Source organism: Ornithinibacillus caprae (assembly GCF_009728145.1).
Classification (GTDB): domain Bacteria; phylum Bacillota; class Bacilli; order Bacillales; family Amphibacillaceae; genus Ornithinibacillus; species Ornithinibacillus caprae.
This window is the reverse complement of sequence record NZ_WOCA01000023.1, coordinates 20,766-46,292: the sequence shown is the minus strand read 5'-3', so window position 1 is coordinate 46,292 and position 25,527 is coordinate 20,766. Positions and strand designations below refer to the sequence as shown.

24 protein-coding genes, 1 rRNA gene, 1 riboswitch and 2 other annotated features are annotated in these 25,527 nt (G+C 37.0%); of the genes, 8 read left to right on the top strand and 17 right to left on the bottom strand.

Going from position 1 to position 25,527, the window contains the following annotated elements; genetic code table 11:
- From GMD78_RS19660 to GMD78_RS19650, 3 genes are all read right to left on the bottom strand, one after another.
- Positions 1-179 (bottom strand): 16S ribosomal RNA (locus GMD78_RS19660); the annotation flags it as partial.
- Positions 180-894: 715 nt separating this feature from the next.
- A complete protein-coding gene (locus GMD78_RS19655) occupies positions 895-1,413 on the bottom strand; it encodes an HD domain-containing protein (RefSeq protein WP_343042450.1) in 519 nt (172 codons plus the stop codon).
- A 149-nt stretch (positions 1,414-1,562) separates the two neighbouring features.
- Complete coding sequence (locus GMD78_RS19650) at positions 1,563-2,036, bottom strand: hypothetical protein (RefSeq protein WP_155671457.1); 474 nt, start codon at positions 2,034-2,036, stop codon at positions 1,563-1,565.
- A gap of 270 nt (positions 2,037-2,306) precedes the next feature.
- Positions 2,307-2,501, top strand: a binding site (T-box leader).
- Positions 2,502-2,551: 50 nt separating this feature from the next.
- Positions 2,552-2,745 (top strand) — a binding site (T-box leader).
- A gap of 54 nt (positions 2,746-2,799) precedes the next feature.
- Between GMD78_RS19650 and nhaC the strand changes: the two genes are divergently transcribed.
- Positions 2,800-4,218, top strand: coding sequence for a Na+/H+ antiporter NhaC (gene nhaC / locus GMD78_RS19645; protein WP_155671455.1), 1,419 nt, complete (start codon positions 2,800-2,802; stop codon positions 4,216-4,218).
- On the top strand, positions 4,215-5,081 hold the full coding sequence (locus GMD78_RS19640) for an MBL fold metallo-hydrolase (protein WP_155671453.1): 867 nt from the start codon (positions 4,215-4,217) through the stop codon (positions 5,079-5,081). Before nhaC ends, GMD78_RS19640 begins: the two co-directional genes overlap by 4 nt.
- A 178-nt stretch (positions 5,082-5,259) precedes the next feature.
- On the opposite strand, the gene GMD78_RS19635 is transcribed toward GMD78_RS19640, so the two are convergent.
- The 3 genes from GMD78_RS19635 to GMD78_RS19625 form a co-directional block, all read right to left on the bottom strand.
- Positions 5,260-5,559, bottom strand: coding sequence for a hypothetical protein (locus GMD78_RS19635; protein ID WP_155671451.1), 300 nt, complete (start codon positions 5,557-5,559; stop codon positions 5,260-5,262).
- On the bottom strand, positions 5,560-6,630 hold the full coding sequence (locus GMD78_RS19630) for a hypothetical protein (RefSeq protein ID WP_155671449.1): 1,071 nt from the start codon (positions 6,628-6,630) through the stop codon (positions 5,560-5,562).
- A 135-nt stretch (positions 6,631-6,765) separates the two neighbouring features.
- Entirely contained in the window at positions 6,766-7,818 is a 1,053-nt protein-coding gene (locus GMD78_RS19625; RefSeq protein ID WP_155671447.1) for an aromatic acid exporter family protein, read from the bottom strand.
- A 235-nt stretch (positions 7,819-8,053) separates the two neighbouring features.
- A riboswitch (TPP riboswitch) is annotated at positions 8,054-8,156 on the top strand.
- A 99-nt stretch (positions 8,157-8,255) separates the two neighbouring features.
- Here GMD78_RS19625 and GMD78_RS19620 point away from each other — a divergent pair.
- Genes GMD78_RS19620 through GMD78_RS19605 form a run of 4 tightly spaced genes read left to right on the top strand, consistent with a single transcriptional unit; the run spans position 8,256 to position 11,811 of the window.
- The gene (locus GMD78_RS19620) at positions 8,256-8,843 is read left to right on the top strand and encodes a YkoF family thiamine/hydroxymethylpyrimidine-binding protein (protein ID WP_155671445.1); all 588 of its coding nucleotides are present in this window, start codon (positions 8,256-8,258) and stop codon (positions 8,841-8,843) included.
- A gap of 17 nt (positions 8,844-8,860) precedes the next feature.
- Positions 8,861-9,466 carry an ECF transporter S component gene (locus GMD78_RS19615; protein WP_155671442.1) on the top strand — a complete coding sequence of 202 codons (606 nt, stop codon included), beginning with the start codon at positions 8,861-8,863 and terminating at the stop codon, positions 9,464-9,466.
- A complete protein-coding gene (locus tag GMD78_RS19610) occupies positions 9,447-11,048 on the top strand; it encodes an ABC transporter ATP-binding protein (RefSeq protein WP_343042449.1) in 1,602 nt (533 codons plus the stop codon). The genes GMD78_RS19615 and GMD78_RS19610 overlap by 20 nt, the downstream gene beginning before the upstream one ends.
- Positions 11,032-11,811 carry an energy-coupling factor transporter transmembrane component T family protein gene (locus GMD78_RS19605; protein ID WP_155671440.1) on the top strand — a complete coding sequence of 260 codons (780 nt, stop codon included), beginning with the start codon at positions 11,032-11,034 and terminating at the stop codon, positions 11,809-11,811. The genes GMD78_RS19610 and GMD78_RS19605 overlap by 17 nt, the downstream gene beginning before the upstream one ends.
- 61 nt (positions 11,812-11,872) lie before the next feature.
- Here the strand turns inward: GMD78_RS19605 and GMD78_RS19600 are convergent, their stop codons facing one another.
- From GMD78_RS19600 to GMD78_RS19585, 4 genes are all read right to left on the bottom strand, one after another.
- Positions 11,873-13,177: a DUF4139 domain-containing protein gene (locus tag GMD78_RS19600; protein WP_196493876.1), complete on the bottom strand. Its 1,305-nt coding sequence runs from the start codon at positions 13,175-13,177 to the stop codon at positions 11,873-11,875.
- 123 nt (positions 13,178-13,300) lie between these two features.
- Positions 13,301-13,450, bottom strand: coding sequence for a small acid-soluble spore protein O (sspO, locus tag GMD78_RS19595; protein ID WP_155671436.1), 150 nt, complete (start codon positions 13,448-13,450; stop codon positions 13,301-13,303).
- A 114-nt stretch (positions 13,451-13,564) separates the two neighbouring features.
- A complete protein-coding gene (locus GMD78_RS19590) occupies positions 13,565-14,542 on the bottom strand; it encodes a phosphotransferase enzyme family protein (protein ID WP_155671434.1) in 978 nt (325 codons plus the stop codon).
- A gap of 403 nt (positions 14,543-14,945) precedes the next feature.
- Positions 14,946-16,118 (bottom strand): hydroxymethylglutaryl-CoA synthase, encoded by a 1,173-nt coding sequence (locus GMD78_RS19585; protein ID WP_155671432.1) that lies wholly within the window; start codon positions 16,116-16,118, stop codon positions 14,946-14,948.
- 178 nt (positions 16,119-16,296) lie between these two features.
- On the opposite strand from GMD78_RS19585, the gene GMD78_RS19580 reads away from it, so the two are divergent.
- Positions 16,297-16,968, top strand: a complete 672-nt coding sequence (locus GMD78_RS19580) for a hypothetical protein (RefSeq protein ID WP_196493875.1) — start codon at positions 16,297-16,299, stop codon at positions 16,966-16,968.
- 24 nt (positions 16,969-16,992) lie between these two features.
- Here the strand turns inward: GMD78_RS19580 and GMD78_RS19575 are convergent, their stop codons facing one another.
- From GMD78_RS19575 to GMD78_RS19565, 3 genes are all read right to left on the bottom strand, one after another.
- Positions 16,993-17,655, bottom strand: coding sequence for a Type 1 glutamine amidotransferase-like domain-containing protein (locus GMD78_RS19575; protein WP_155671428.1), 663 nt, complete (start codon positions 17,653-17,655; stop codon positions 16,993-16,995).
- 71 nt (positions 17,656-17,726) lie between these two features.
- On the bottom strand, positions 17,727-18,968 hold the full coding sequence (locus GMD78_RS19570; protein ID WP_155671426.1) for a metal-dependent hydrolase family protein: 1,242 nt from the start codon (positions 18,966-18,968) through the stop codon (positions 17,727-17,729).
- Positions 18,969-19,000: 32 nt separating this feature from the next.
- The gene (locus tag GMD78_RS19565) at positions 19,001-20,170 is read right to left on the bottom strand and encodes a hypothetical protein (protein ID WP_155671425.1); all 1,170 of its coding nucleotides are present in this window, start codon (positions 20,168-20,170) and stop codon (positions 19,001-19,003) included.
- Between the two features lie 320 nt (positions 20,171-20,490).
- On the opposite strand from GMD78_RS19565, the gene GMD78_RS19560 reads away from it, so the two are divergent.
- Positions 20,491-21,765, top strand: coding sequence for a helix-turn-helix transcriptional regulator (locus GMD78_RS19560; RefSeq protein ID WP_155671423.1), 1,275 nt, complete (start codon positions 20,491-20,493; stop codon positions 21,763-21,765).
- A gap of 71 nt (positions 21,766-21,836) precedes the next feature.
- Here the strand turns inward: GMD78_RS19560 and GMD78_RS19555 are convergent, their stop codons facing one another.
- The 4 genes from GMD78_RS19555 to GMD78_RS19540 form a co-directional block, all read right to left on the bottom strand.
- On the bottom strand, positions 21,837-22,451 hold the full coding sequence (locus GMD78_RS19555) for a flavin reductase family protein (protein ID WP_155671421.1): 615 nt from the start codon (positions 22,449-22,451) through the stop codon (positions 21,837-21,839).
- A 14-nt stretch (positions 22,452-22,465) separates the two neighbouring features.
- Entirely contained in the window at positions 22,466-23,401 is a 936-nt protein-coding gene (locus tag GMD78_RS19550) for a ring-cleaving dioxygenase (protein ID WP_155671419.1), read from the bottom strand.
- A 163-nt stretch (positions 23,402-23,564) separates the two neighbouring features.
- On the bottom strand, positions 23,565-24,620 hold the full coding sequence (locus tag GMD78_RS19545) for a C45 family autoproteolytic acyltransferase/hydrolase (protein ID WP_155671417.1): 1,056 nt from the start codon (positions 24,618-24,620) through the stop codon (positions 23,565-23,567).
- A gap of 159 nt (positions 24,621-24,779) precedes the next feature.
- Positions 24,780-25,520: an SDR family NAD(P)-dependent oxidoreductase gene (locus tag GMD78_RS19540; RefSeq protein WP_155671415.1), complete on the bottom strand. Its 741-nt coding sequence runs from the start codon at positions 25,518-25,520 to the stop codon at positions 24,780-24,782.
- Positions 25,521-25,527: the final 7 nt, after the last annotated feature.

Sequence of the window (25,527 nt, the reverse complement as noted above, 5' to 3'; positions counted from 1 at the left end):
CACGTTTCCGCGAGTTATCCCAGTCTTACAGGCAGGTTGCCCACGTGTTACTCACCCGTCCGCCGCTCGTTCCACAAGTTCACGCCCCGAAGGGCGATCACTTGCTTCCCGCGCTCGACTTGCATGTATTAGGCACGCCGCCAGCGTTCGTCCTGAGCCAAGATCAAACTCTCCAAAAAAGTTTGTATGTGATTAACACCAATCAATCACATGAAAGTTCTTAGCTACTAGAAACACTAGCTTCTAGATTTAATAATAAGAAAAACAGGGTTGCTTTTCTTGGCAGGTTGAAAAGTTCAACTTTCCAATCCTGCATAAGCTCAACTAAAACTTTTCTCCGTAAAGTCGGAAAGTTAAGTTTCGCTAAACATACTAGTTGTTTTGTTCAGTTTTCAAAGAGCAAATATTAACGTGTCGTTTTTAGCAACAACTTTTATATTATATCAAACTACCAAACTAAAGTCAATAACTTTTTTAAAATTTATTTAAAAGAAGCAAGGATGTTTGATGTCGCTTCTGAAAAAGGCGACCGAAATAATATATCATATTTCTAAAATGAATGTCAACATATTTTTAATAGTTTATTAACGTCATATAACTTTTTGTTATTAAAGTATAATAAAAGAAACAATCTGTTGAACATGATTCTCCGTCGAACCGAAGCAATAGTACCTCTTGTTGAACAACGGATATTCATCATACATCGGTTGCAAATAAAAGTCAACAACTCTTTCATTCTTGTTTTTTCCAATTTTTCAAAACAATCCATCATGTAACCTATAAAATAGATTACTATTTAATTTCTTCTATATAGTATATGCAACCATCTCGACATAATGTATGATTTTTGTTAATAACTTACAACAACTACAAATGTTTTCTTAAAGGTCTACTTTATTCTTCCGATAATATTAGCTCTATTTTTTTATCTAGTTCTTCAATTAATAACAATTCCTTTAGAGAATCTATATTTCGGTAATGATGTAAATTATCTGGCTGCTTGTCTTTTTCGTCCGCTAAGTGGACAACTTTTTGTAATGGGCTCAATTCATAATTACCACTTGGCAGAGCTGAATCGGTATGAAAAAGAATTGCATGAGAAATTTCCTTTGCTGCAAGTTTATCTTCACCTAATCGCACAAGTAACTTATGAGCTCGTTCTGCTCCTTTGATGGGATGAATATCGTAATTCCGATACAGTTGATAATCCCACTCCCCATCACTATACCATTCATAATGCCCAATATCGTGCAAAAATCCTGCCTTACTGGCCCAGTCTGGATTGACATCATACTCTTTTGCAAGACCAAATGCATGATACGCTACAGAAATAGCATGAGCCATTCCAGAACGTCTTACATATTTTTGCGTAATTGGATGTTGATAAATGGCTTTTAAAGTAACCTTTCTCACTCTGGAATCCCCCTTGTTATATTTTTTATTAATAATGATACCAATATTTAGATTAACCGATACATTCCCCATTCATGCTCATCTGAAATCAAAAAACCATTCTAGTTTTAGAATGGTTTCAATCATTTAAACATTGTTTTCAACTATATTCAATCATCTACTTCTATAATGACATCTCCATAAACCTCTTCATCAAATACGATTTCAAACCTCCACAATCCACTATGGGGTAATTCAATAACTGTAGTAAACTCTTCTAAGCTAGAATAACCTGGGCTTGGATCAGAAATTTTTTTTGGAGATAAAGCCGTTATACGTTCTTCTTTTTCTTTATGGTAGGCATATATCGTTAATTCTTTATTTTTATACGCATCAAATGATTCCTTAAAATTAAAGACATAGCTATAAGGTTTATCCGCTGTTAAATTTGGATCAGGTAACACGCTAAAAAGAATTTGACCATGATCATCTAAATAATCATTTCGAACTTGCCAATCAATCGGTGAATCCTTCTTCGGTGTTGCATTTTCTTCCGCTTCTTCCTTTGTGGTATTCGTTGCACATCCAGTAATAAATAATACAATAGCAAACAATATAGTAAACTTTCTATCTCTATACATCAAAATACGACACCCCCAATATATAAGACGTACTATTATTTAATAAGGTTTCAAAAAAAAATAAGGTGGCTTTCAAAATATGACAAGCACCTAAAATTAGTGTGTTTCCTTAATAGAACAATGCTTCCATCGAATAACACCATTAAATTCCTACCACCAATGTCGGTGCCTGTCACTTGTCGAATTTCGACAAGTGACAGGCACCTGTATATAAAAAAAATTCCTCTTGACACTTTTTTATTTATCTACTAATATGTTATTTAACTTTAATACGTAAAAGCGTTGAACTATTATAGTAGCCTATTCATTCATTGAAATATAGAGACCTGGTGGTTGGTGCAAATCAGGCAAGGTGTATAAGCGAAGTACAAATAGGGAGCTGACTTTTCCGGTTTCGGCCGTTATCTAATTGAGCGAGCAGATCTAATCTGCTAACTAGGGTGGTACCACGGAGCTTCCGTCCCTTTCGGGGATGGAGGCTCTTTTTTTATTACCTTCCACTCATAAAATTCCATATCATAAAAGTATTGAACTATTCCAGTAGTTATACATCCATTGAATTTCAGAGACCTAGTGGTTGGTGCGAACTAGGCAAGATGTATAGCGAAGTACAAATAGGGAGCTGACTTTTTCCGGTTTCGGCCGTTATCTAATCGAGCGAACAGAGTTAATCTGTTAACTAGGGTGGTACCACGGAGCTTCCGTCCCTTTTTGGGGATGGAAGCTCTTTTTATATATTTTTTTAAATAACTAGGAGGAAACAAATATGAAGAAAGAAATGACAATAGGTTTATCAATTATTCCAATACTTGCGCTTATGGTTGCAGCAGCGTTTTCTATATTGGTATGGGAGGCTGGCATGCATTTTCCATTGATGATTGGGATCATTGCTGCAGCGAGCATCGCAATGATTTGTGGTTCAACATGGAATGATGTTCAACAAATGATGGTAAAAGGAGTTTCCATGGCTTTACCTGCAATATTTATACTCCTTATTATAGGAACAATTGTTGGTTCTTGGATTGCTAGCGGAGTTATTCCGACGATTATTTTCTATGGTTTATCCATTATTAAACCAGAGATCTTCATACCTATTGTTGCACTCGTAACTGGGATTGTAGCTGTAACATTGGGTAGTTCTTTCACTGCAATCGCAACCGTAGGGCTTGCCTTTATGGCAATTGGGCAAGGACTTGGATTTCCTCCTGGTCTAATCGCAGGAGCTGTCATATCCGGCGCATTTTTTGGTGATAAATTATCTCCTCTTTCCGATACAACGAATATCGCACCTGTAATGGCAGAAACTGATTTATTTAGTCATATTAAACATATGCTATGGGATACACTGCCTGCATTTTTACTATCCATCCTCCTCTTTTGGATTGTTAGTAACACTGGTGCTATTAGTGGTACGGCAGATGCAAATACAATAAATGAACTTCAAGAGGGGTTAGCAGCGATATTTACCATCCATCCGCATCTATTGCTAGTTCCTATTATAACGATCTTGTTAATGATGTTTCGCACACCTGCAGTCCCAGCACTGATGGGAGTTGCTTTATTAGGGGCTGTTTTAGCAGTGGTCATACAAGGAGGATCTATATCTTCCATTGTTCAAGTTATGACAAACGGATATGTAAGTGAATCAGGCGTTGCTACACTGGATTCCTTATTAAACCGTGGTGGACTTACATCGATGTTGGGTACTGTTGCATTAGTAATCTTAGCCACTTCCTTAGGTGGGGTATTAGAAAAATCTGGTGCATTTGAAGTTCTAACCCGAAAAATAATGACGAAAGTAAAAACGACAGGTTCGTTAATCAGCTCGAGTATACTCTCGACATTTGTTGTATCTTTCGCCAGTGGTGCACAATATTTAGCAATCATTCTACCAGCTAGAACATTCGTAACGAAATACAAGGAAATGGGCATTGATACAAAAAATCTATCACGTGCTGTGGAATCAGCTGGTACGGTAGGGATCAACCTCGTGCCTTGGGGTGTCCCAGCAGTATTCATAGCTGGTATATTCGGACTTAGCCCTGGGGAATTTATTCCGTATGCATTCTTTGTTTTCCTTGTGCCCTTAGTTAATATTCTATTTGGCTTTACTGGTTGGACGATCGCTAAAAAGGATTACAGTAATGAATTAACTACTACTGAAAAAGAGGAGCAAATAGTATGACTAGAGTATGTTTATATCTATTAGGAACTGCGCAAGATGGTGGGATTCCGCATCCGAACTGCTTTTGTAAAAATTGCAGCAAAGCTATTTACGATCCTCAGTTTAAAAGGAACGCGGCATCATTGGCGATTGTACTACCAGAGGATCAGCAGTGGCATTTAATTGATGCGACTCCAGACCTGAAAGAGCAAATGGTGAAATTACAAATGAAGCATAATCTAAAAGGTAAAATCATGGATAGCGTCTTTTTAACCCATGCTCATACTGGACATTTTCCTGGTTTATTATTTTTAGGTCGCGAAATGATCAACACAAGAGAGTTACCTGTTTTTGCTGGTAAAAAAATGAAAACTCTATTAGAAACGGAAGCACCTTGGCGTCAATTAACTCAGTTGAACAATATAGTGGTTAATGAGATCGAAAACGGAGATCATTGTTCTATTTCCAAAAATGTTACTGTCATTCCTGTTGAGGTTCCACATCGGAATGAATTCACGGAGACGTTTGCCTTTTGGATAGTTGGTCCAAATAAGAAAGTACTTTATATTCCTGATATCGACCGTTGGGAAGAATGGAGCGTTGATATTTATCAAGCTTGTCGGGAAGCAGACATTTGTTTACTAGACGGTACCTTTTATTCAGCAAAGGACTTCGAGCATATTCATAGAGATTACCGTGAAATCCCACATCCACCTATGACCGAGACAATGGGTCGGTTAAGTGATTTGGTAGAAGAAACAGAGATATTCTTTACACATGTCAATCATTCAAACCCCGCAATAGAATCTGAAAACAAAATACGTCATATAATTGAAGAAAAAGGATTTAACATTGCTGAAGATGGAATGGAGTTTGAAATTTAACTATTGAAAACAGGCGATACACGTGATAGTGTATTGCCTATTTTTATTCATCGGCTAACTAGGTACCCAACCTATTACAACCAGTAGTCTCATAATAACTGAAAGAATTTTTCTTTAGTCGGAATTGTATTTTCATAGTATAACAAAAGTTACATCACTTTCTAATTGAAAATCCTACTCAAATTGCAAAGTGGATAACAATTGGGATGGTAATCAAAGCAACCGAGATTAATTTTAATATTTTCGTAGATTTATGCGATAATTCTTCACTATTTTTGCTCGGACTCCACCGTGTGAATTTCAATTTGTTCTGTTCAATCACAAATAGTAGTATGAATACCCCAACCATTCCTAATTTCACATAGAAAGCATCACCATCTATTCCAAATTTGGAATATAAAAATAAAACAACTCCCCCCATTAAGCCTCCTATTATAACGACTATGAGATAATATATAATTTCATTTATAATCTTCATCTAATTCCCCCTTTTTAAATCTATCCTTTTCATCTTTATTAGACTAATAACTAGAAGAATCAATATATATCCGATAAAAATAAAATATTGAATAGCAGTAAAAGGATACCCGAGGATTTTATGGCTAAGGATATCATAACCAGCATAGGAAAATACTAATAGTAAGCAAATGGAGAACCACTTATTTTGTAAAACACTCCGTTGCATTGCAATATAAAAAACAACTACCAAACTTATTAAAAACAAAAAAGGGGAAATTCTAGTATTAAATAGATCAATAAATAATCCTGAGCTAGGTGAAATAAACAAGACAATATCCTCTTCAGGAAGGTTATCAAAATTACCTTTAAATGTATAACTCCCTTCTTTTTCCATTAGTAAATTAACATGAACACTCGACCTTGATGGAACATCTATTTGAATCGTTAATTCGTTAAAATCACTCCAATAGGATGCTGGATGCAGAAGATAATCTAATCGATAAACCGGATGTAAGCTTGCACGCTCATCCTGACCAAAAGACGCTACATACTGAACTACTAGAGAATGAGTTTTCCCTGCTTTTAGAACTACATCAAAAGTTTTCGATTCGAAATTCTTTACACATTCTAAAACATTGAATCCTTCGAATGGATATGTCTCCCCTGTACGCGGTTGAATCCAATCGTCATGCCTATCACTTCCCATCAATTCCTGCTGGTGTATGTTGATCGTTCCAGTTAAAGCTACCTCTTTTCCATCCAATGTGATGTTCCATTGGTCAGATTGACCCGGTTGCGGAAAAGCAATGGGCATAGTGAGGTCTTCGTCCGTTTCATTAAACATTTCGTAATGTACCTCTATATCTGCACGTAATGTCGGATTTTCTAGATTGAAAAATCCTGAAGAATCCTGCTTCACATCAATGAATAGCTCCTCACGAAGTATACTTACAATCCCATCATCTAATGGTAAAACATGCCCGGTCGGAAACTCGGAGTCCTCGAAATAGCTTGTACCATTTGCTGAAGTTAATCCTGGAAGTAGTAATAAGCTCTGTAAGAATAATATAATGGCTGCAAATTTTTTCATGCTTCTATCCACCCCAGAGTTTATTCAGCACCTCATCAAAATAGTAACATATATTGCTAGATGATTTAAAATCTTTAAAAATGATTATAAAAAAGAAGACAAAATCTCAATAATTTTGTCTTCCCATAACCAATCCTAGCAAATATTTTTCTCTTTTAGTTCCTTTACTCGCACAAAACGCTCTAGCTTATTCAACTCCGAAATTAACTCAATAATACTATTCGCAATTGGAAAAACATACTTCCATTTGGAAAACTCGGACCCTTGTAATTCTTCAATTAAATTGTTAATGGTAACTTGCATTGCTTGCCTTGTTTCCTTCTGTAAATCTCTATCTAAGACAATTTTATCTTCATATAATAAGAGAATGTTTTCGCTATAACTGTTAATTTCATTGACAAGCTTTTTGATAAGGTACGACTTATTACTTTTACTATTTTCAATTTCTAGCAGATTTTTTTCTAAATGATTAATCAATGTTTGCTTTTTAATTAACACTTGAATCATATGCTTGTAAATAATAATATTGCGGAAAAAACCTATCCGGTTTTTAATAAAAATTCGGTTTCTCTCATCTGAAATGATTTCAAAGTAATCCTTTGTCTGGTCAATTAATTTATCAATTTCTTCATTCTCCGCTTTCATCTGCGGAATACTCATTGTTTTATTTGGAATGACGCGAAGTAAAAAATTTGTTTTCTCGCTTGCCTTTTTAATCATTTTAAATAAGTTCTTTTCATGATTTGGTGGAAATACGACTACATTTATAATGAATGCGGACAATACTCCAATTGCTACAAGGGATAATCGCTCCACGATGTAAACGAAGCTTATTCCATCACCATGACCTAACATCATGGTAATAATAGTCAATACAGTTAAGCTTACGGTTTTGTTTAACCCTAGCTTAATGTTTATGGCAATGGATATGATAACAACCGCTCCAACCGATAGTGGATGCGTTCCAAGTAGAAAATATCCAAATAACGCAAATGCGAGCCCAACACTGTTAGAAATTACAACCTCTTTAATGTAGGCATAGGACCGCATAATCGATGGCTGCATCGCCAAGACAGAAGCAATTGCCGCGACAATCTCCAATTCAAGTCCTAGCACTCCTGTAACCAACAATGACAAAGCAACCGCGAGACCCGTCTTCACCATACGCGGGCCAATATTAAACTCCATCTTCTGCACCTCTGACTCTCTCGACAGGTGCCTGTCACTTGTCGAATGCCAAATAACAGGTACCTTATTTTAGATAGACTTATTATAGTGATTCCTACATTGGTTTTCAATAGATATCTAACACTATTTTATGACGTTTTATCTACAGGTGCCTGTCACTTGTCGAAAATCGACAAGTGACAGGCACCGACAAATCTGTTATTCTATTGGTGGAACAAATTTAATTGCATATCCGAAATAGCACTAGGGGAGCTACGTTTTGTGGCTGAGAAGGCAATGCCTGACCCTTATTACCCGATCTAGATAATACTAGCGTGGGGAAGTGCAGTTCGTTCGTATGTCTATGAATATTTCAATCTGTAGATTACATACTTGAACTGCATTCCCATGGGAGTGCAGTTTTTTTGTTATCCAAATTTATTTAGGAGGAATTTATTATGAACAATTATTGCGGAACAAGCAGAATCGCAGGCTGCCAATTCACACTATATCCAATGAGTGACAACTTTGTAGACATTATTCTGTCTGCGCTTAATGAGGTGGACACATCAAAGGTTTGGAAGGACACCGACGATGTGAGCACATGTATCCGTGGGAAAATGGTACATATTTTCGATGTAACAAAAGCAATCTTTCTACATGCTGCCAAAACTGGTGAACATGTAGCTATGAGTGGAACGTTTTCGATCGGTTGTCCTGGTGATACCGACGCTGATGTTTACATGGATGAAACAGATCACCCATTAAATGAAGAAAAGGCAGCGTCAATCAACCAGCAAGCTGGATGTAAATTCGCACTCTATCCAATGGGAAGAGAAGATTATATGGATGCGATTTATGAGCAAATCGATCTTTCTAAAAGTCGTGGTGTGGAGGTAAGCCATTCCCATTATGCAACTCGACTAGACGGAGATGTTCACCATATCTTCCGAGCGATGGAGGAATCGTTCGTGAGCGTTCAGGAAGTCGTATCCCATGTAACAATGACATTTAGTATTTCGGCAAATAGCCCATCTAACAAATAAAAAGGAGATATCCAATCATGGTTAATCAATGGAAATTAAAAGAAATTGTTCTTATGTCTATTTTAGGAGTCGTTTTCGCCGTTGTATATTTACTCTTTTTCTTCATCGGTCAAGGAATCAGAAACTTCCTAACCCCATTTGGTCTCGCACCTTTTGGTTATGAAATTATTTTTGGAATATGGTTTATTGTTTCAATTATCGCTGCTTATATCATTCGCAAACCCGGTGTTGCTTTTACATCGGAAGTGATCGCAGCAGCGGTCCAAGTATTACTTGGTTCACCAGCAGGTCCAGCATTAATTATCACTGGAATTATTCAAGGTGCAGGAGCTGAGCTCGTTTTTGCTGCCACCAAATATAAAAACTATCGTTTGTTCACTCTAATGTTAGCAGGAATGTCAGCAGCATTCTTCAGCTTTTTATGGCATCTATACTCATCAGGAAATATCGCATTAGCACCAGCGATCATCCTAACTACATTTATCGTACGTTTAATTAGTGGCGCATTATTAGCCGGCGTACTCGGAAAATGGATTAGTGAACAGCTAGCTAAAACAGGAGTTCTTCGAGGTTATGCATTAGGAAAGGAGCTGCAAAAAAAACGTGAACAAGAAGCAGCTTAATCAAGAATCGAAGCCACTGCTTCACGTTGAACACTTTTCCTTTGCATATGAATCATTGAAAAATCCATTGCTTCATAATCTAAGCTTTACATTACATGAAAATGAAATAACGCTACTTATGGGTGCTAGTGGCTCAGGAAAGAGTACGATTTCACTTTGCTTAAACGGATTATACCCTGAAGCTGTGGAGGGGTTTGCCAGAGGGGATATATATTTTCAAGGGAAACATATTCAAGACTTTCCTAAAGGTAAACTAAACCAGGAAATCGGAATCGTGTTCCAGGACCCTGAAAGTCAGTTTTGTATGATCACGGTTGAAGATGAGCTTGCTTTTACATTAGAAAATTTGAATGTACCTGCGTCCGAAATGGCTAAACGCATTTCGGAGGTACTTCAAGCGGTTGACATGGAATCATGTAAAAAAGAAAAAATTCATGAGTTGTCTGGTGGTCAAAAACAAAAGATTGCTTTAGCAGCAGTTCTTCTCCTTGAACCTGAACTATTAATCCTAGATGAACCTACTGCCAATCTTGATCCTGTTTCTAGCATAGAATTTATTCATCTCATCCAGCAGTTACAAAAAGAACGCAAGATGTCTATTTTTATTATTGAGCATCAAGCAGATGATTGGCTCGATATCACTAATCGAATCATCGTACTTGGACGCAACGGGGATATAATCGCTGATCATCATCCTGAAATAGCGTTCACAGAAAAAAGACAGGTATTAGAGAAGGAAGGAATTTTTCTACCGAAAGCATATGATCGTTCTCTAGATTTTGATGGTCCTTCCCCCTCTCCCGTTGCTAAAGACAAAGTTTGCTTATCGATCCGGGATTTATCCTTTCGTCGTAAAAAACAACCAATTTTACAAGGAATTGATTTAGACATCCATCAAGGCGAATTCCTTGCGATTGTTGGTGAGAATGGTGCTGGTAAATCGACGTTATTACAGCTAATCGCTGGATTAATAAAAAAGGATAGCGGTGATATCGACCTATTCGGAAAACCCATCTCCAAGTGGAAGGAAAGTGAATTACGCAAGCGATTAGGATATGTTTTTCAAAATCCCGAGCACCAATTTATTACGGATACCGTATATGATGAACTCACGTTTGGATTGAAGTTAAATGGGTTTACCCAATCAGAAATGGATAAAAATGCAAATAGGCTAATGAGGCAGTTCCATTTGGAAAACCATACATTCAGTAATCCATTTTCATTGAGTGGTGGTCAAAAAAGACGGCTTAGTGTAGCAACGATGCTCGATGAAACACCTGATATTTTACTATTTGATGAACCAACCTTTGGTCAGGACGCTAATACAACAGCAGAATTGATGGATATGATTTTCGATTTAAAAACCAATGGAACGTCCATCGTGTTTGTTACCCATGATATGGATCTTGTTGATACTTACTGTGAAAGCGTATATGTACTGCACGATGGGAAGATTGCATTCTCTGGAGAGCCACGAGGGCTATGGGATCAAGATGAATTACTAGAAAAAGCGCGTTTACGCTTGCCATATCGAATTCGCAAACATACAAAAGCAGGTGAATACTATGATCTCATCCATTAACCCATCCATAAAGGCATTTGCGATTCTTGTACCAGGTATTTTATTGAGTTTAACATTTGATATGTTTACACCACTGATTTATTTACTATTTGTACTTGTCGTGACATTTGGCTTTTCAGATGTGTCATTTAAAAGGTGGATGAAAATCTTTGCTCCGTTTCTACTTGTTGCGCTTGGGTTTGCTTGGATGACAATGCTTTATACGAGTGACAGCTTTTCTGGAGGAAGAGTTTTATTTGAAATATGGATGTTTGAAGTCACAACTGGGGCAGTAATGGTGGGAATCAGTTTAGCATTACGCTCTTTGTGCTTTGTAGCTCTATCGTTACTGTTTGTGTTAACAACAGATTCGACTAAATTTATGTTGAGCCTCATGCAGCAATGTAAGCTTCCACCAAAAATCACATATGGGGTTTTGGCAGGCTATCGCTTTTTACCAACCTTTCAAAATGAACTGCAAATTCTTAGGCAAGCACATCGTATCCGTGGAGTTGGACGAGAACGCGGGATAAGGGATAAGTTAAATCAATTCCGTCGCTATTCTGTACCACTACTTGCTAATGGAATTCGTAAATCTGAACGAGTAGCTATCGCGATGGAATCAAAGGGGTTTAAAGGTGATGTAAATCGAACACATTACCACAAAATGACCGTCAGAAAAAAAGACTGGATCTTCTTAAGCGTAATGATCGGCAGCCTATTCCTTGTAGGCTTCCTTTCATACTGTCTAGGATACCTAAACATCTTCGGAAAAACATTTTAATGGAAATAATTGTAAGGTGCCTGTCACTTGTCGAAATTCGACAAGTGACAGGCACCTCTTTTTAAAGATTAACATTGATACTTTTATTTACTCGATATTTAAATTGGATAGTTGCTTGTTGGTTTGCTGGTATTTGGATGTTGAATTCAATGGTATTGGCATTTATTTTTTTATAATCATGTGTTGTATCAACCATTTGCCAGTGGATATGCCTAATCGGATGGTCGATCACCATAGTTATTTCTTCATCCTTCCGATTTTTTATCACATATTCATAAGCAAAATATTCATTCTTCCCTTCCTTATATTTATCCGTACTTCTGGTTTCACATACAATATCGAATGCCTGACCTAAAGAAAGCTTCACAATCTCTTCTTTTGGTGTATGCTCAATCCGATCTTCTCCAATAAATTCTAAGCTTTTATCACTCGCATCTTCGCTATAGACCTTCACCTTCCCTTTTGGCAATGGTAGGCCTAAATGATTTTCTTTTGTATTAGCAAATTCTAGTATGATATCAGCTTGTTCCTCGCCAAACGAATACTCATAGTATCTCTTAAAGGAAATATTTTCTTTGTCCAGCAATGTAATTTGCTTCTCTTGGTGATTTTTAAGAGTTGTTTTTCCCTGAAGTGTATAGAGATGATAATCATTGAAGCTCTTTTCCTCAAAATTAGCTTCTGACTGAACGACCATGGAAGCTTCGTAGGGAACCTTTTCATATAAAGAAGTAATACTATCGTGAACTCGGTTGACATCACCAGCTATTAGTTTTAGTTGTGCATTTTCAAAGGTCGTTCCAGATTGGTTGTTCAGTAGCACCCAGCCAGTAAGATCTAACGTATGTTGCTTTAGGTTAATAACATAATTAGAATGCCACTTCAGTCCACCGGTAGTATAGGTAACGTCAACGAGGTCAGTTTTTGATGGTTTAACCTTCCATATTAATGATGGTTTAACAATTAATCCATCTGGTAATTTGGGCAAAATTAATTCCTCTTTTGGATCAAGAATGATCTCATTCGTTTTCGAGTCTTCTAGGACAAGCCCATCATCCACACTGAGTAAACGATATTCCTGCTTTGTGTCTTTTTCGCGATCTACCAGATAAACCGTTCGATCAATATATTTCTTAAGTAACTTTTTCTTTTCTACTAAGTCATAATCAAAGTTTAGTTCTTGAATGGTTAAACCTTTTACGATTACCGAGTCCGTTTCGATTTTTTCAGATACATCCATGTAATGAACGTATTCTTCTTCGTTATAGCCCTCTATGTTTCTTTTTTCCTTTACCACAGCAAAATCCTCGTTGTATACCGTAACTGCTAAAGCTGTCGTGTTTTTATTCGATAATTTAAATGGCATGATACACTCCCCTTTACAGATTCTCTTAAATACTTTCGCCATACATAACAGATATTCCTTCCCCAAAAAAGGAAGGTGCCTGTCACTTGTCGAAATTCGACAAGTGACAGGCACCGACAAAAGCTACTGACGTTTTTTCGTTTTTTTATTATTGTATTTTTCATTTGGGGTTAGTGGTTCATTGGCAAATTCATGATCAAATTCACGTGATAAGTTTTTTCTAACTGCTTGCTCATCACTAAAGCTGCTGTCTTTCTTTTTATTTTTTCCCATGTATCACACCTCCATAGCATCTAGTTTGGCTAGGATAAACCATTGGTATGTATTGAAAATAACCCCCCAAAAAAATGAGGATGTCGCTAGAAATACTACGACACCCTCATCACATTATCTATGAAGTTTTTTCCATTTTTCTTTATAACCCTCTACCTTATACGTCAACTTATCATAAAGTCCATTTACCCAATCAGGATTATGTGCATGTTTTTCAATGTCCATTGATCGGAGTAACGTTGCATACAGAACTAAATCGTGCAGTCTTAAAAACATCGGTATTCTACGTAATTCCTCGTCAGATATATTCACCTTGCTTCTATAACCACTCATAAACATCTTAAATTGCGGATTTGATAAGTCTATTTGCTCTGTAAATAAATCACGTAATGCAAAAGCAATATCAGCAACATACCAACCTTCCAAACCACTTTCAAAATCGATTACCGAGACTTTGTCGTCATTCCAAATTAAATTATCTAACTCAAAATCGAAATGAATCCTCCCATAATTATCTGAATTCATTTCTAAAGAATCCAACCAAACTTTTAAGTGTTCTAACTCGTTAATCGCTTCTACATCATTGTTTGGGATTAGTTCCTCTACCTCTTGTAGCAGATCATATTGTATAGTCTTCACTTTCCCACAAGGTAAATAATTCCTAGAAGCTTGGTGAATCGCACCTAATGACTCTCCCCATAAGAAGAAATGATTCGTAGAAATATCTTCAATCTCGAAACTATCTCCTGGTATAAAATTAAATACCACTGCATGAAGAACGCCAAATTTTGTATGAAATTCCTCTACTGTATTTCCGTTTTTGGATAGGATTGGTCTATTCACACAGATTGATTGATTCAACAAAAAATGTAGAAAGCTGCATTCCTCCTCTAAGCTAGACCAATTACCTTCAGGTGTTATTCTTAAAATAAACCTTTCATGTTGATCCTGAAATGCATAACTAAAATTATTACTTGCTCTAATTAATTGAACCGTGTTAGCGTTCCCCCCCCATTTTTCTAAAATTGAACTGATCAACGCTTTAGATCCTTCAAATGCAAGAAAATCTCTCATTAACGAAAGCCTCATCATCTGTTTTTTTCCTCCTATTGTTTCCGAACAAGAATAGTTAGGATTACAGACCTAAACCTTCAAGCATCATAAAGTGAATCTTCCATCAAGGGGAAAACACAAAAAAGACCATCTTATTACGATGGTCTTTAGAATTATATATTCGTCTTTAATTACTCCATGACAGAAGGTTTATATTGGACATCGTAAGTTTCTTGTTCAAAAATATAAAATTAGTTTGACACACAATATCACCTTCCTTATCTCTTAAATTTCCTAACACTATTATATTATCCTTTTTGCAAACATAAGTAAATAAAAATATCAGAATATTTTATAAAACGAAGAAATTCACCATGCCTTAATTGCACTATTTTCTTTTTTTCAAGAGAAAACGTGTAGAAAAAATTCTACACGCTACCTATTATCGATGCTTATTCACATACTGCCTCATATGCTCGGTAATTCCAGAAACACAAATGGCAGCTGGGTCTTTTCCTATATCCAACTCAATATTAGATCCATCTGTCGGTAATGTATGTTGAAAAATCTCTTCATACTCAGCAACAGTTACCTCAGTTCTATCATCAAATAACTGCTTATGTCTTTCTACATATAAGTGCTCTCTATAATTTGGTTGTAAAATCCCAGAGAATAGCTCGCCAACTGCACCTGAACCATAGCTATACAACCCTATACGTGAACCTTCTGGTAGATCCTCTTTTAGCTCTAATAATGAAAGTAAGCTTAAATATAGAGAACCAGTATATATATTTCCCACGTTTCGATTATAGGTTGTGCTGACCTTATAATTGGTAGTTAAGCGTTCTTGTACCTCTTCTGTTGTTTCATCTAAAACGGTACGTAATGCTTTAAGCCCCATTTTTGTATATGGTAAGTGATAGCAAATTGCTTCAAAATCACTAAGTCCTAGGCCAGTTTGTTTTTTATATCGCTCCCAAACTTGTTGGAAGAATGCAATATATTGTTCATTCGAGAATTTCCCATCTACAAATGCTTTATCAGAATACACTGGACGCCAGAAATCCATAATGTCTTTTGTTAAGTATGCCGTTTTGTCCTCAAGTACCATTACTTTCGGATCTGCACTAATCAGCATTGCTACTGCACCAGCACCTTGAGTTGCCTCTCCACCAGTGTTTAACCCATATCTAGCAATATCAGAACCTAATACTAATACCTTACTAGTAGGATGTAATGCAATGTGTCCCTTTGCCATTTGTATCGCAGCAGTTGCTCCATAGCAAGCTTGCTTTACTTCAATACTACGTGCATATGGATTGATATCTAATAACTCGTGAACATAAACCCCAGCAGATTTCGAATGATCAATACCAGACTCTGTACCAAAAATGACAAAGTCAATTTGTTCTTTATCGTTATCATCCAAAATTTCCAAGGCAGCATTGGCCGCTAATGTAACCGAATCCTGTGTAATAGGAGGAATAGCCATTTTCTCCTGTCCAATTCCAATTGTAAATTTCTCCGGTTCAACATTTCGCTCAACTGCTAATTTGTTCATATCAACGTATAAATGCGGTGTATAAAATCCAATTTTGTCTATACCAATTTTCAACGTTAAAGACTCCTTTACAAAACAATAATAACTTCATTGTAATATATTAACTGGTGCCTGTCACTTCCCGAATTTTGTCGAATGGGTTGTGTTTCTTCTATTATATATGTTTATTCCATTATGATCCTGGTAAATAAGGGTATCCTAATGTTATCTATTTATGAAGGGTATGATTTGGGTGGATGCGTTTATATATATTTCTTTTTTTGCAATTTATATTTGTATATTCATTTTTGGAATACGAATTGCGATTAGAGAGCAATGGCCGATACGTGCTTATACCATTTTCATTGTAATTATTGGTCTCCTTTATGACAACGGTATTCTTGCGCTTGGACGTTATGTAGGTGAAGGAACTATGCTGGAAATTCTTCATCTAGCAAGATATTGGTTACATGCTTTCGCAACCCCTCTCCTTGTTATATTTGCCTGGGATCTATTGATCAACTCCCATGTTAATTGGGTAAAAAAACAATGGGTAAAATATTCATTTCTTTTATTTACTATAGGGTTGATCCTGCTAGAGCTTGTCACAGTGGTATTCAAAATCTCCCTTAAACCATCATGGCAATACGGTGTGATAAATTATGAAAATATTGACCCTTCAGGTGATTCACCGTTCATGATCATCATTGTATCTACTGTTCTAGCCATTACTTCTATTATTATTTGGAGAAAACAAAAATGGATCTGGTTATTCAATGCAGTTTTACTAATGGGTATAGCCAGTGCGGTTAAGCTTCCCATTGAAAGTAATGCAGTGACAAACTTAGCTGAATTAATACTAATCATTGCATTGCTTGCCACGAAATCTTTTCTACATAATAGGAAGGGAACTAGCGATTACTAGTTCCCTTCTGTGTTGCTCACACGATTAATTCAAGCGATTTAATTGTTGACCTTGTATCGTATAGACCCCTTCGCCCTCTACACCACGAAGCTCTTCATTAACAAAATAAGCACAGGTATGTTCGTCGATTCCATAGTTTCTAAACCTACGATGCTGTTGAACTGCATCACGAAGATGCTGTTCTTCATGCCACTGACTAAAATGGACAGCGATTAACACATTGGAAAGTAAGCCTAGTCCCTCTCTTTCCTGATATACCTTGCTATCATTATCCTTGGCAGATATTACACATTGATTGGGACTGATTAAGGCACCAGCAGAAAAACCAGCTACCGGAATCCCTTGTTCATGCCGTTCTACAATTACTTTGGCAATGGGCGTATCTACAATATAATCTGCATATCGATTCGTATTTCCACCACCGATAATAATTCCAGAACTAGATCGCACATGATCCATTACTTCTACAATTGGAGTAGAGGGTAGTGGGCATAAATGAAACCGATGAATTCCTTCCTTTTTAAGTAATTGAGTATAGTTAGGAATATAATCCTCCCAGCCTTCTCTCTCAACGGTTAATATGGTAACAGATGGATTCTTTGATCTCTCTACTAATTTTGCAAACTCCTTAGCCATCCTACACGTAAACGGAGGTACCCCACCAAATAAAAACAAATGCTTCACCATCTCACCTTCCCCATTCGACAAGTGACAGGCACCGACAAAGTTCTACAAAATCCGAGGAGTGACAGGCACCACTATAGTATATTCTTCTCTACCTTACCATTTTTGATGACAACTTGGATGTTGTCGTTGTTTGCTAGGGAGTAGATGTCTTCTAGTGGATTTCCTTTTACAACGATGATGTCTGCTAGTTTTCCTTGTTCTAGCGTTCCTACCTTGTCATCCCAGCCAAGACATTCTGCTGCTGTTTTGGTGGTAGCAACAATGGAATCCATTGGTGCCATCCCTGCATCCACCATTAATCCTAATTCTCTTAAGTTCGTTCCGTGCTTCATTACACCAGCATCGGTACCCATAGCAATTTTAACACCAGCTTTGTATGCTTTCGTAAAGCTTGCCTTATGTGCTTCAATAACTTCTTTTGATTTTTGCACAGCAGTGTCAGGCATGCCGGTTTCCTCAGCTGTTTCTAATACCGCAACAGGTGCTAGTAATGTTGGTACCAAATAGGTACCATTCTCTAGCATTAATTCAACTGCTTCATCATCTATGAAAATACCATGCTCAATCGAATGAATACCTGCACGGACCGCATTTTTAATTCCTTCTGCACCTTGGGCGTGTGCCATAACCTTCACACCTTTACGGAAGCGTCCCTCTTCCACAATTGCTTTTAATTCATCAAGAGAGAATTGGGTGAATTCTGGATGGTCTGTCGCACTTAACACTCCACCTGTAGCATGCACTTTAATTACTTCCGCACCCGCACGTAGCATTTCGCGCGTTTTCTTACGTACTTCAGCAACCCCATCACATTTTCCACTTGGCATTCCTGGATATCCAGAAGGCATCAAATCTAATTCATTACCCGATACTTGGTAGCCATCTCCATGACCTCCCGTGATCGTCAATGCATTGATACTTAGCTGTAATCTCGGTCCAGGGATCAAGCCTTCTTCTACTGCTTTTTTCACCCCTAAATCTGTTCCAAGTGCATCTCTTACCGAAGTAACCCCTGCTTGTAACGTATTTTTCAAGTATTCAGCAGCTTGATAGTACATGAAAGAAAACGGAGTTTCTAGACGCTGTGATACTGGAGAATATTCCAGCATCATATGAACATGGGTATCAATCATGCCTGGCAAAATAGTCCCATCAGCAGCATCGACAACAATTTCCTTCCCTGTTACGGAATAACCACTTTCAGGTCCTACGTAAACAATTTGATCATTCTCTGTTACTACCACATGATCTTTCTTCGGCTCTCCACCATTTCCATCTACTACTAATCCATTTTTAATTAATTGTTTTACCATCATTCTTTCCTCCTATTGTTTACAATAAACTATTATAATGTTCCTACTAATATTCCAGCTATTACAACAGAAGCTATCGTTACAGTTGTGAAGCCTCCAATTAGCATCGGTGATAATAACTCATTAAAAATTATTTTTTCTTCCTTTTTATCTCGTCCGATACTCCTAGCCACTTCCTCACAAAGGATGTAGTCTCCTGGGAATCCAAATAAAGCAGTTAAAGCAACAGGCATTCCCTTGAATGGGTGCCATTTAACGATCTTGGACATGATATAACCTCCAAGAGAAAGACCAAATGTACCAATTAAAAGAATTAATACAACACTTGGTAAGTTACTCCATGCTTGTTGCGGAGTCACACCTGCCATGGAACCAACTGCAACGAAAATGATGACAACCATCGTTATTGTAAAGGAATTTGATTTTTCAAGAGATTTTGGTTCAAATAATTTAAGCTTGAGACCAACGATCCCAAACGCAAGGCACCATAATGTGTAATGAATTGGTGTTACTTCACCAAGTGCGACTCCAACAGCAGCCCCAGCAAAAACAAAGAATAATTTTAATGTCTGACTAGACTTTAATGGGCTCTCTTTCGTAGCAGCTATTTCTTTTCCATTTAATTCCTCATCGGTTGCCATTGGTACAAATGAACCAGCATCGATATCTTTTTGTAGTTTAAGCGCGTATCTTCTCATTAAATTTAACGCAAGAGGCATTCCGATTACTCCCTGGAACGCGACAACTAGTGCTGGAACAATGACTAAACTAGCTAAACCAATTTCTGTTAATCTTTCCGTCGTAATAATGAGTGCGATTATTCCACCAGTGATAGGGCCAACACCAGCGACTGCAGTTGGATAGTCAAAAATCAAGGTGATAACGGCTAATATTAATACCCCTGAAACAACCAAACCACCCAAAGCAATAAATACTGCTTTTATTTGACTCTTCAATAAAGAGAAGGGAATCATTGTACCCATATGTAAAATAGCTGGGCCAATTAAAATCGCTCCTAATGCTCCAAATGTTGACTTCTCCATAATGTCAGTCGGGAATATTCCAGTCCACGTTAAGACTAGAAAACCTACCATCGCCGTTAAGAGCATAGGTACTCTTGCTTTAGACTTAATAGAAAGCCATTCCCCAAAAGCGATTAATGCAAAAATAAATACTGTTGCGATAAGCGGATTGCTTAACATAATACCCCTCCTCTAATGATCCAAAATGTTTAATAATTATAAATAATGTTAATTAATATAACACCGTGAAAATATTTTGTCTATACAGTTTTTCGATTCTTTTAAAATTATCAAACAAATCTGTTAGCTATGTAAACGCATACTCCATTGCCCCATCAACACTTATCCATCTTAAAAAATTTTTTTAAAATTCGAGCGGTGCCTGTCACTTGTCGAATTTCGACAAGTGACAGGCACCGACAACTATCCCGACAATAGATTTTTTTATGGTAAAAATAGCCTATTCAATTTATACTATGTGTGTAGGGGGTTTTGTTTAAATGGCAAACGGTTTCGGAGAAAAAATTAAATACTATCGATTAAAAGCTAATATGACACAGGAAGAGCTATCAAGAGGAATAATATCGGTTTCCTATTTATCAAAAATAGAAGCTGGAAACGTAAATGTCACTAAAGAAGTTCGAGAATTACTTTGTGAAAGACTTGGAATTGATCCTCTTGTTATCGAAGATGATAAAATGAATCATTTGTGTGAAACTTGGTTTAAACATCTGCTAAATAGAGAAACAGCAGAGGCAAAAGACCTTTATGAAAAAATTACGAACAATATCGATTACATCGCCGATCATCGGTTAAGAAATCTATTCGAAATACATAAGCTAATCTATTTTATACTAATTAAAGATAAAACAAAGGCAGAGCAACAATATGATTTTCTCCATAAACTATCAGGGAACTTTGAAGGAAAAGAATATTACTATTGGTTAAAGGCATCAGGAGATTATCATTACATCAATTTATCCTTTGCAGAAGCTCTCGACCTTTATCTCGAGGCCGAAAAAAATATTTCTCTTGAAAAAGTCAACTTCCCTGAAGCAGAGGAAAAAGACTTATATTTTCTGATTGCAGCAACTGCTAGCAAAATTAGAAAAACATACATTGCGATCGTATATACACTAGACGCTTTAGAATATTATCGAAGCATTTATCACCTAAAAAGATGTGCTAATTGTCATATCTTACTCGGAATCTCTTACCAACGGGCGAACGAATACATGAAGGCTCTGGAAAGCTATGAATTAGCTACTACCATTGCCGAAAATATAAACGACAACAATATACTTGCATTATGTCACCAGAATGTTGGAAAGCTATATTCTTTAATGGAACAAAAAGACAAAGCAATTGAATATTATCAAAAAAGCTACCGTTTACGGGAGAATTATCCCGCACATAAAAAGATTATTCCAATCTCTAGTCTCATGAAAGAGTATTATGAACTTGGAGATTTACATCATGCTAGAGTATGGTTGGAAAAAGGTTTAGAGGTTTCTAAACCACTGAGTCCAGAAGATTCCATATATGTCCATGAATTTAACGTATATTCTCACTTAATTAATGGGGAACAAGCTTCTTTTGAAGACTTAATTACAAAACAAGTCATTCCATTTCTAGACAAGAAGCATTTTTACTACGAAAAATCTTTTTATTTAAACATTCTAGCCGATTATTATTTTAGAAATCGAAAATACAAACTAGCAGCAGCAACCTTTCAATCAGCCTACAAAGTACTAGGAAAGTTTCATTCCGAGTAAAAAAAAGTGCCTGTCACTTGTCGAAATTCGACAAGTGACAGGCACCTGGGGAATAAAGGAAACCACTACTGTTATTTTGGTCGTTCGATGGAAAAGATGTCACCTATTTTTGCATAGTCGAATCCTGCTAGTCTGCTCACTGCACCAAGTGCATCATAATTAATCCTACCTGTTTCAGCATTATAAACCGAGTCATCCATATGATACTTCACAATTTTTCCAATTATGAAGTCCGTATCAATATAATCCCCTTCACCTAATTCGATATGTTTTTCCAGCTTAAACTCCATTCGAACTTTTGCCTCTTTTACTCCTGGAACAGTAATAACGTCACTCTCTACCGTTGTCATATTAGCCATTTCAATTTCACTCTCATTTGCAGCTAGTGACGCAGCTGTCGTATTAACCGTTTGCACATTTTGAACATCTACAATGTGTATAACAAATTCGTGTTTCTCCAAAATGTTGCGAGCCGTGTCTTTTATCTCTCCTTCTCTTCTCTGTACAGAAATTGAGATCATCGGTGGATTTGATGAAACAACATTAAAAAAACTAAATGGAGCCCCATTAACTATGCCATCCTCTGCCAAACTAGTAACAAACGCAATTGGCCTAGGAATAATACTTCCAATTAATAATTTATAATTTTCCTTAGCTGATTTTCCTCGTGGATCAATAGGAATCAAAAAACCCCTCCATTCTATTTCATTAGTTTTCTTACTTCAACCGGTATAAGTGTCCGATTAAGCTGTTCACGGTATTGCTCATATTGCGGTGGTAATTTTAACTCCTGTCCCATGGTTTCGAAAGACTCATCAACAGCAAATCCTGGTGGGTCCGTTGCAATTTCAAATAAAATCTCTCCATGCTCTCTAAAATAGATGGCATTAAAGTAATTTCTATCCCTCACTGCTGTTACTCCGAAGCCTAAGCTATCTACATAGTCTTGCCAATCTAATTGGTCATCATCATCTTCTGCTCGCCAAGCAATATGGTGTACCGTTCCTACTCCCATATGCCCGCGCCCAGTATGGCTACGTTTTATATCAATCACATTTCCTATTTCACCATCAGACTGATATCGAATTAAATCATTCTCTTCGCCTACTTTTTGCAGACCCATATTTTCTAGTAGATCTGCTGTTTTCATTGGTTCAGAAGAAAATAGTGTAGCCCCAGCAAAACCCTTAATTGCGACATCTGTAGTTATCCCATCAAACGTCCAATTATTCTGTTCACCAGATTCTCTTTCAACCAATTCTAGACTTAGACCATGAGGATCACTAAACACTACATAGGTTTCTCCAAACCGTTCAAGTTTTTCATAATTCACCTGGAACTTCTCCAGTCGATTTTCCCAAAAAGAAAGTGCTCCAGTTGGTACAACATAAGAAGTCACTCCAACCTGTCCATCACCAATTCTACCTGGATACGCATTTGCCCATGGGAAAAATGTAATAATCGTACCAGGCCTTCCTCCTTCATCACCAAAATATAAATGATAGGTGCCAGGGTCATCAAAGTTGACTGTCTTCTTCACCATGCGGAGTCCCAACACACCAGCGTAAAAATCAATATTTTCTTGTGGATGTCCAACAATTGCAGTTATATGATGGATTCCTGCAGTTTTCTTCATCACGATCACTCCTATATTATTTTTAATTAATTTATTCTGAATTAAAGTATCTTTAATTAAATATAATATTAAGGTGTTTTTTTATCCTTGTCAATACCTTAGCTCTCACTTAAGAAAAAAAGATAAGTTATAACAGCCGATAGCGACTGTAAACTTACCTCCCTTAATTTCTTACCCTTTCCATATTTACAAAGGAAGCTTCCGTATTTAGCTTCCCCTTTATTTTTTTCACAAGCAGCTTTTCTCCTGTAAGCCATCTTCCGAAATCTATATTCACCGGATATTGATCTCCACCAATAGCAAACCAAGCTCTCATATCCTTTGGAAAGTATCCAGAGGAATGCAGTGTTCCAGCCCATGCACCATATTTTGGAGAAAAAACTCCTTTATCTGTATTGTTCATGATCTGAAAAGCCTTATATGCATCAGTTGTATTTTCTTGATGTTCCCGTATAGTTTGCTGTCTAAATTGAGATTCATCCATTCGATAACGATTTTCTCCAGTTAATTTTTCAAAATGATTAGTACATGCATTGCTTTGATGTACATCTACTGCTCGAGGTGAAGCTTCCACTACATAGGAAAGACCCTGCTTATCTAATAACACATAACTAAACGAATGACGATGAGGTATTTCCTTTAACAGAGCAACAGCCTCTTCCACACTGGCACAGGATTCCAAGACGAGTCTACCGATCATGTTACATATGAATCCACTACCTGATTTCTTCCGATTCACAAAATTATACCCCATCGCAAGCCCTTTTTCGTTCATTCCATCTATTCTACCCGTAATCTGCATAGATGGGCCAATCATCGCATATCCTTGATCCGATGGTTGATACAACATATATCTGCCCTCATAAGATAGTGGATGGTTATCATAATTTCGAATCATATAATCCATTCCTGTAAAAATCGAACAACCACTTCGTCCATATTCTAAATAATAACCACCAAACTCACGTATCGCATCATGCATCCTCCACTGCAATGCATCCGCCAATCCCTCGATCTCATCCCAAATTCCAGGAGCAAAAGTACGTATTGCTTTCTTCACTTCTAGTTCATCAATGGTAAAATGATACCTTCGTTTCGGTCCCCATTGTTTCTCTCGATTTGGCAAAATAGGTGAATTCTTTAACAACCCTCCCTGCATATATCCATATTGAAAATGGTTACCTCGAAATTGAATAACATCACTGTAAACATGGTTCATATTTTTCCCTCACTTCTAATCGTAAGGACAGTTTACGTTATTTTATATGGTAGGGAAATATTTATGCTTTCATTTTAAAGATGTTTACCCCATTTTCTGTGTATAAAAAAATGGAGAAAACTTGTCCAAAACAAATTTTTCTCCATTTTTCGTTTCGTATTATTGAGCAGTGTATCCACCATCAACCAGAATGGTAGTACCTGTTACAAACTCATTTTCACATAGGAAAACAACAGCATGTGCGATTTCTTCTGGATTACCCAGACGCCCAACGGGATGTTTGGCTACCAAGTTATCATAAAAATCACCTAGCGCTTCCTTATTTACCATCCCAGATTCTACATAGCCTGGTGCTACCGCATTTACTCGTATTCCTCTGTTTGCATACTGTAATGCTAACGATTTGGTCATTAAATTAACAGCACCTTTTGAAGCATTATATGGGAAAGCACCTGGTTCACCAACTGACCCTAAAATAGATGACGTGTTTATGATGACACCACCACCGGTTTTAAGCATCTCACGGATCGCATACTTAGCACCAAAAAATACACCATCTTGGTTAATGGAAATTACCTTTTGATACTCCTCATAAGTCATTTCGTGTGCTTCACCTAAAATACCAACACCAGCATTGTTTACGATAATATCAATTTTTCCGTACGTTTTAACTGTCTCAGCAATTAAGCTTTCAACTGCCTCCTCAATCGAAACATCCACCTTTACAAATAAAACATCAGCTCCAGTTTCCCTCAATGCACTTTCTGCTTGCATTCCATTTTGTTCATCAAAATCAGCAATTACAACTTTTGCCCCTTTTTCAACAAAAGTCTTTACTGTTGCTAGTCCAATCCCCGAAGCTCCGCCTGTTACAACAGCAATTTTACCTTGTAATTCCATACGATTC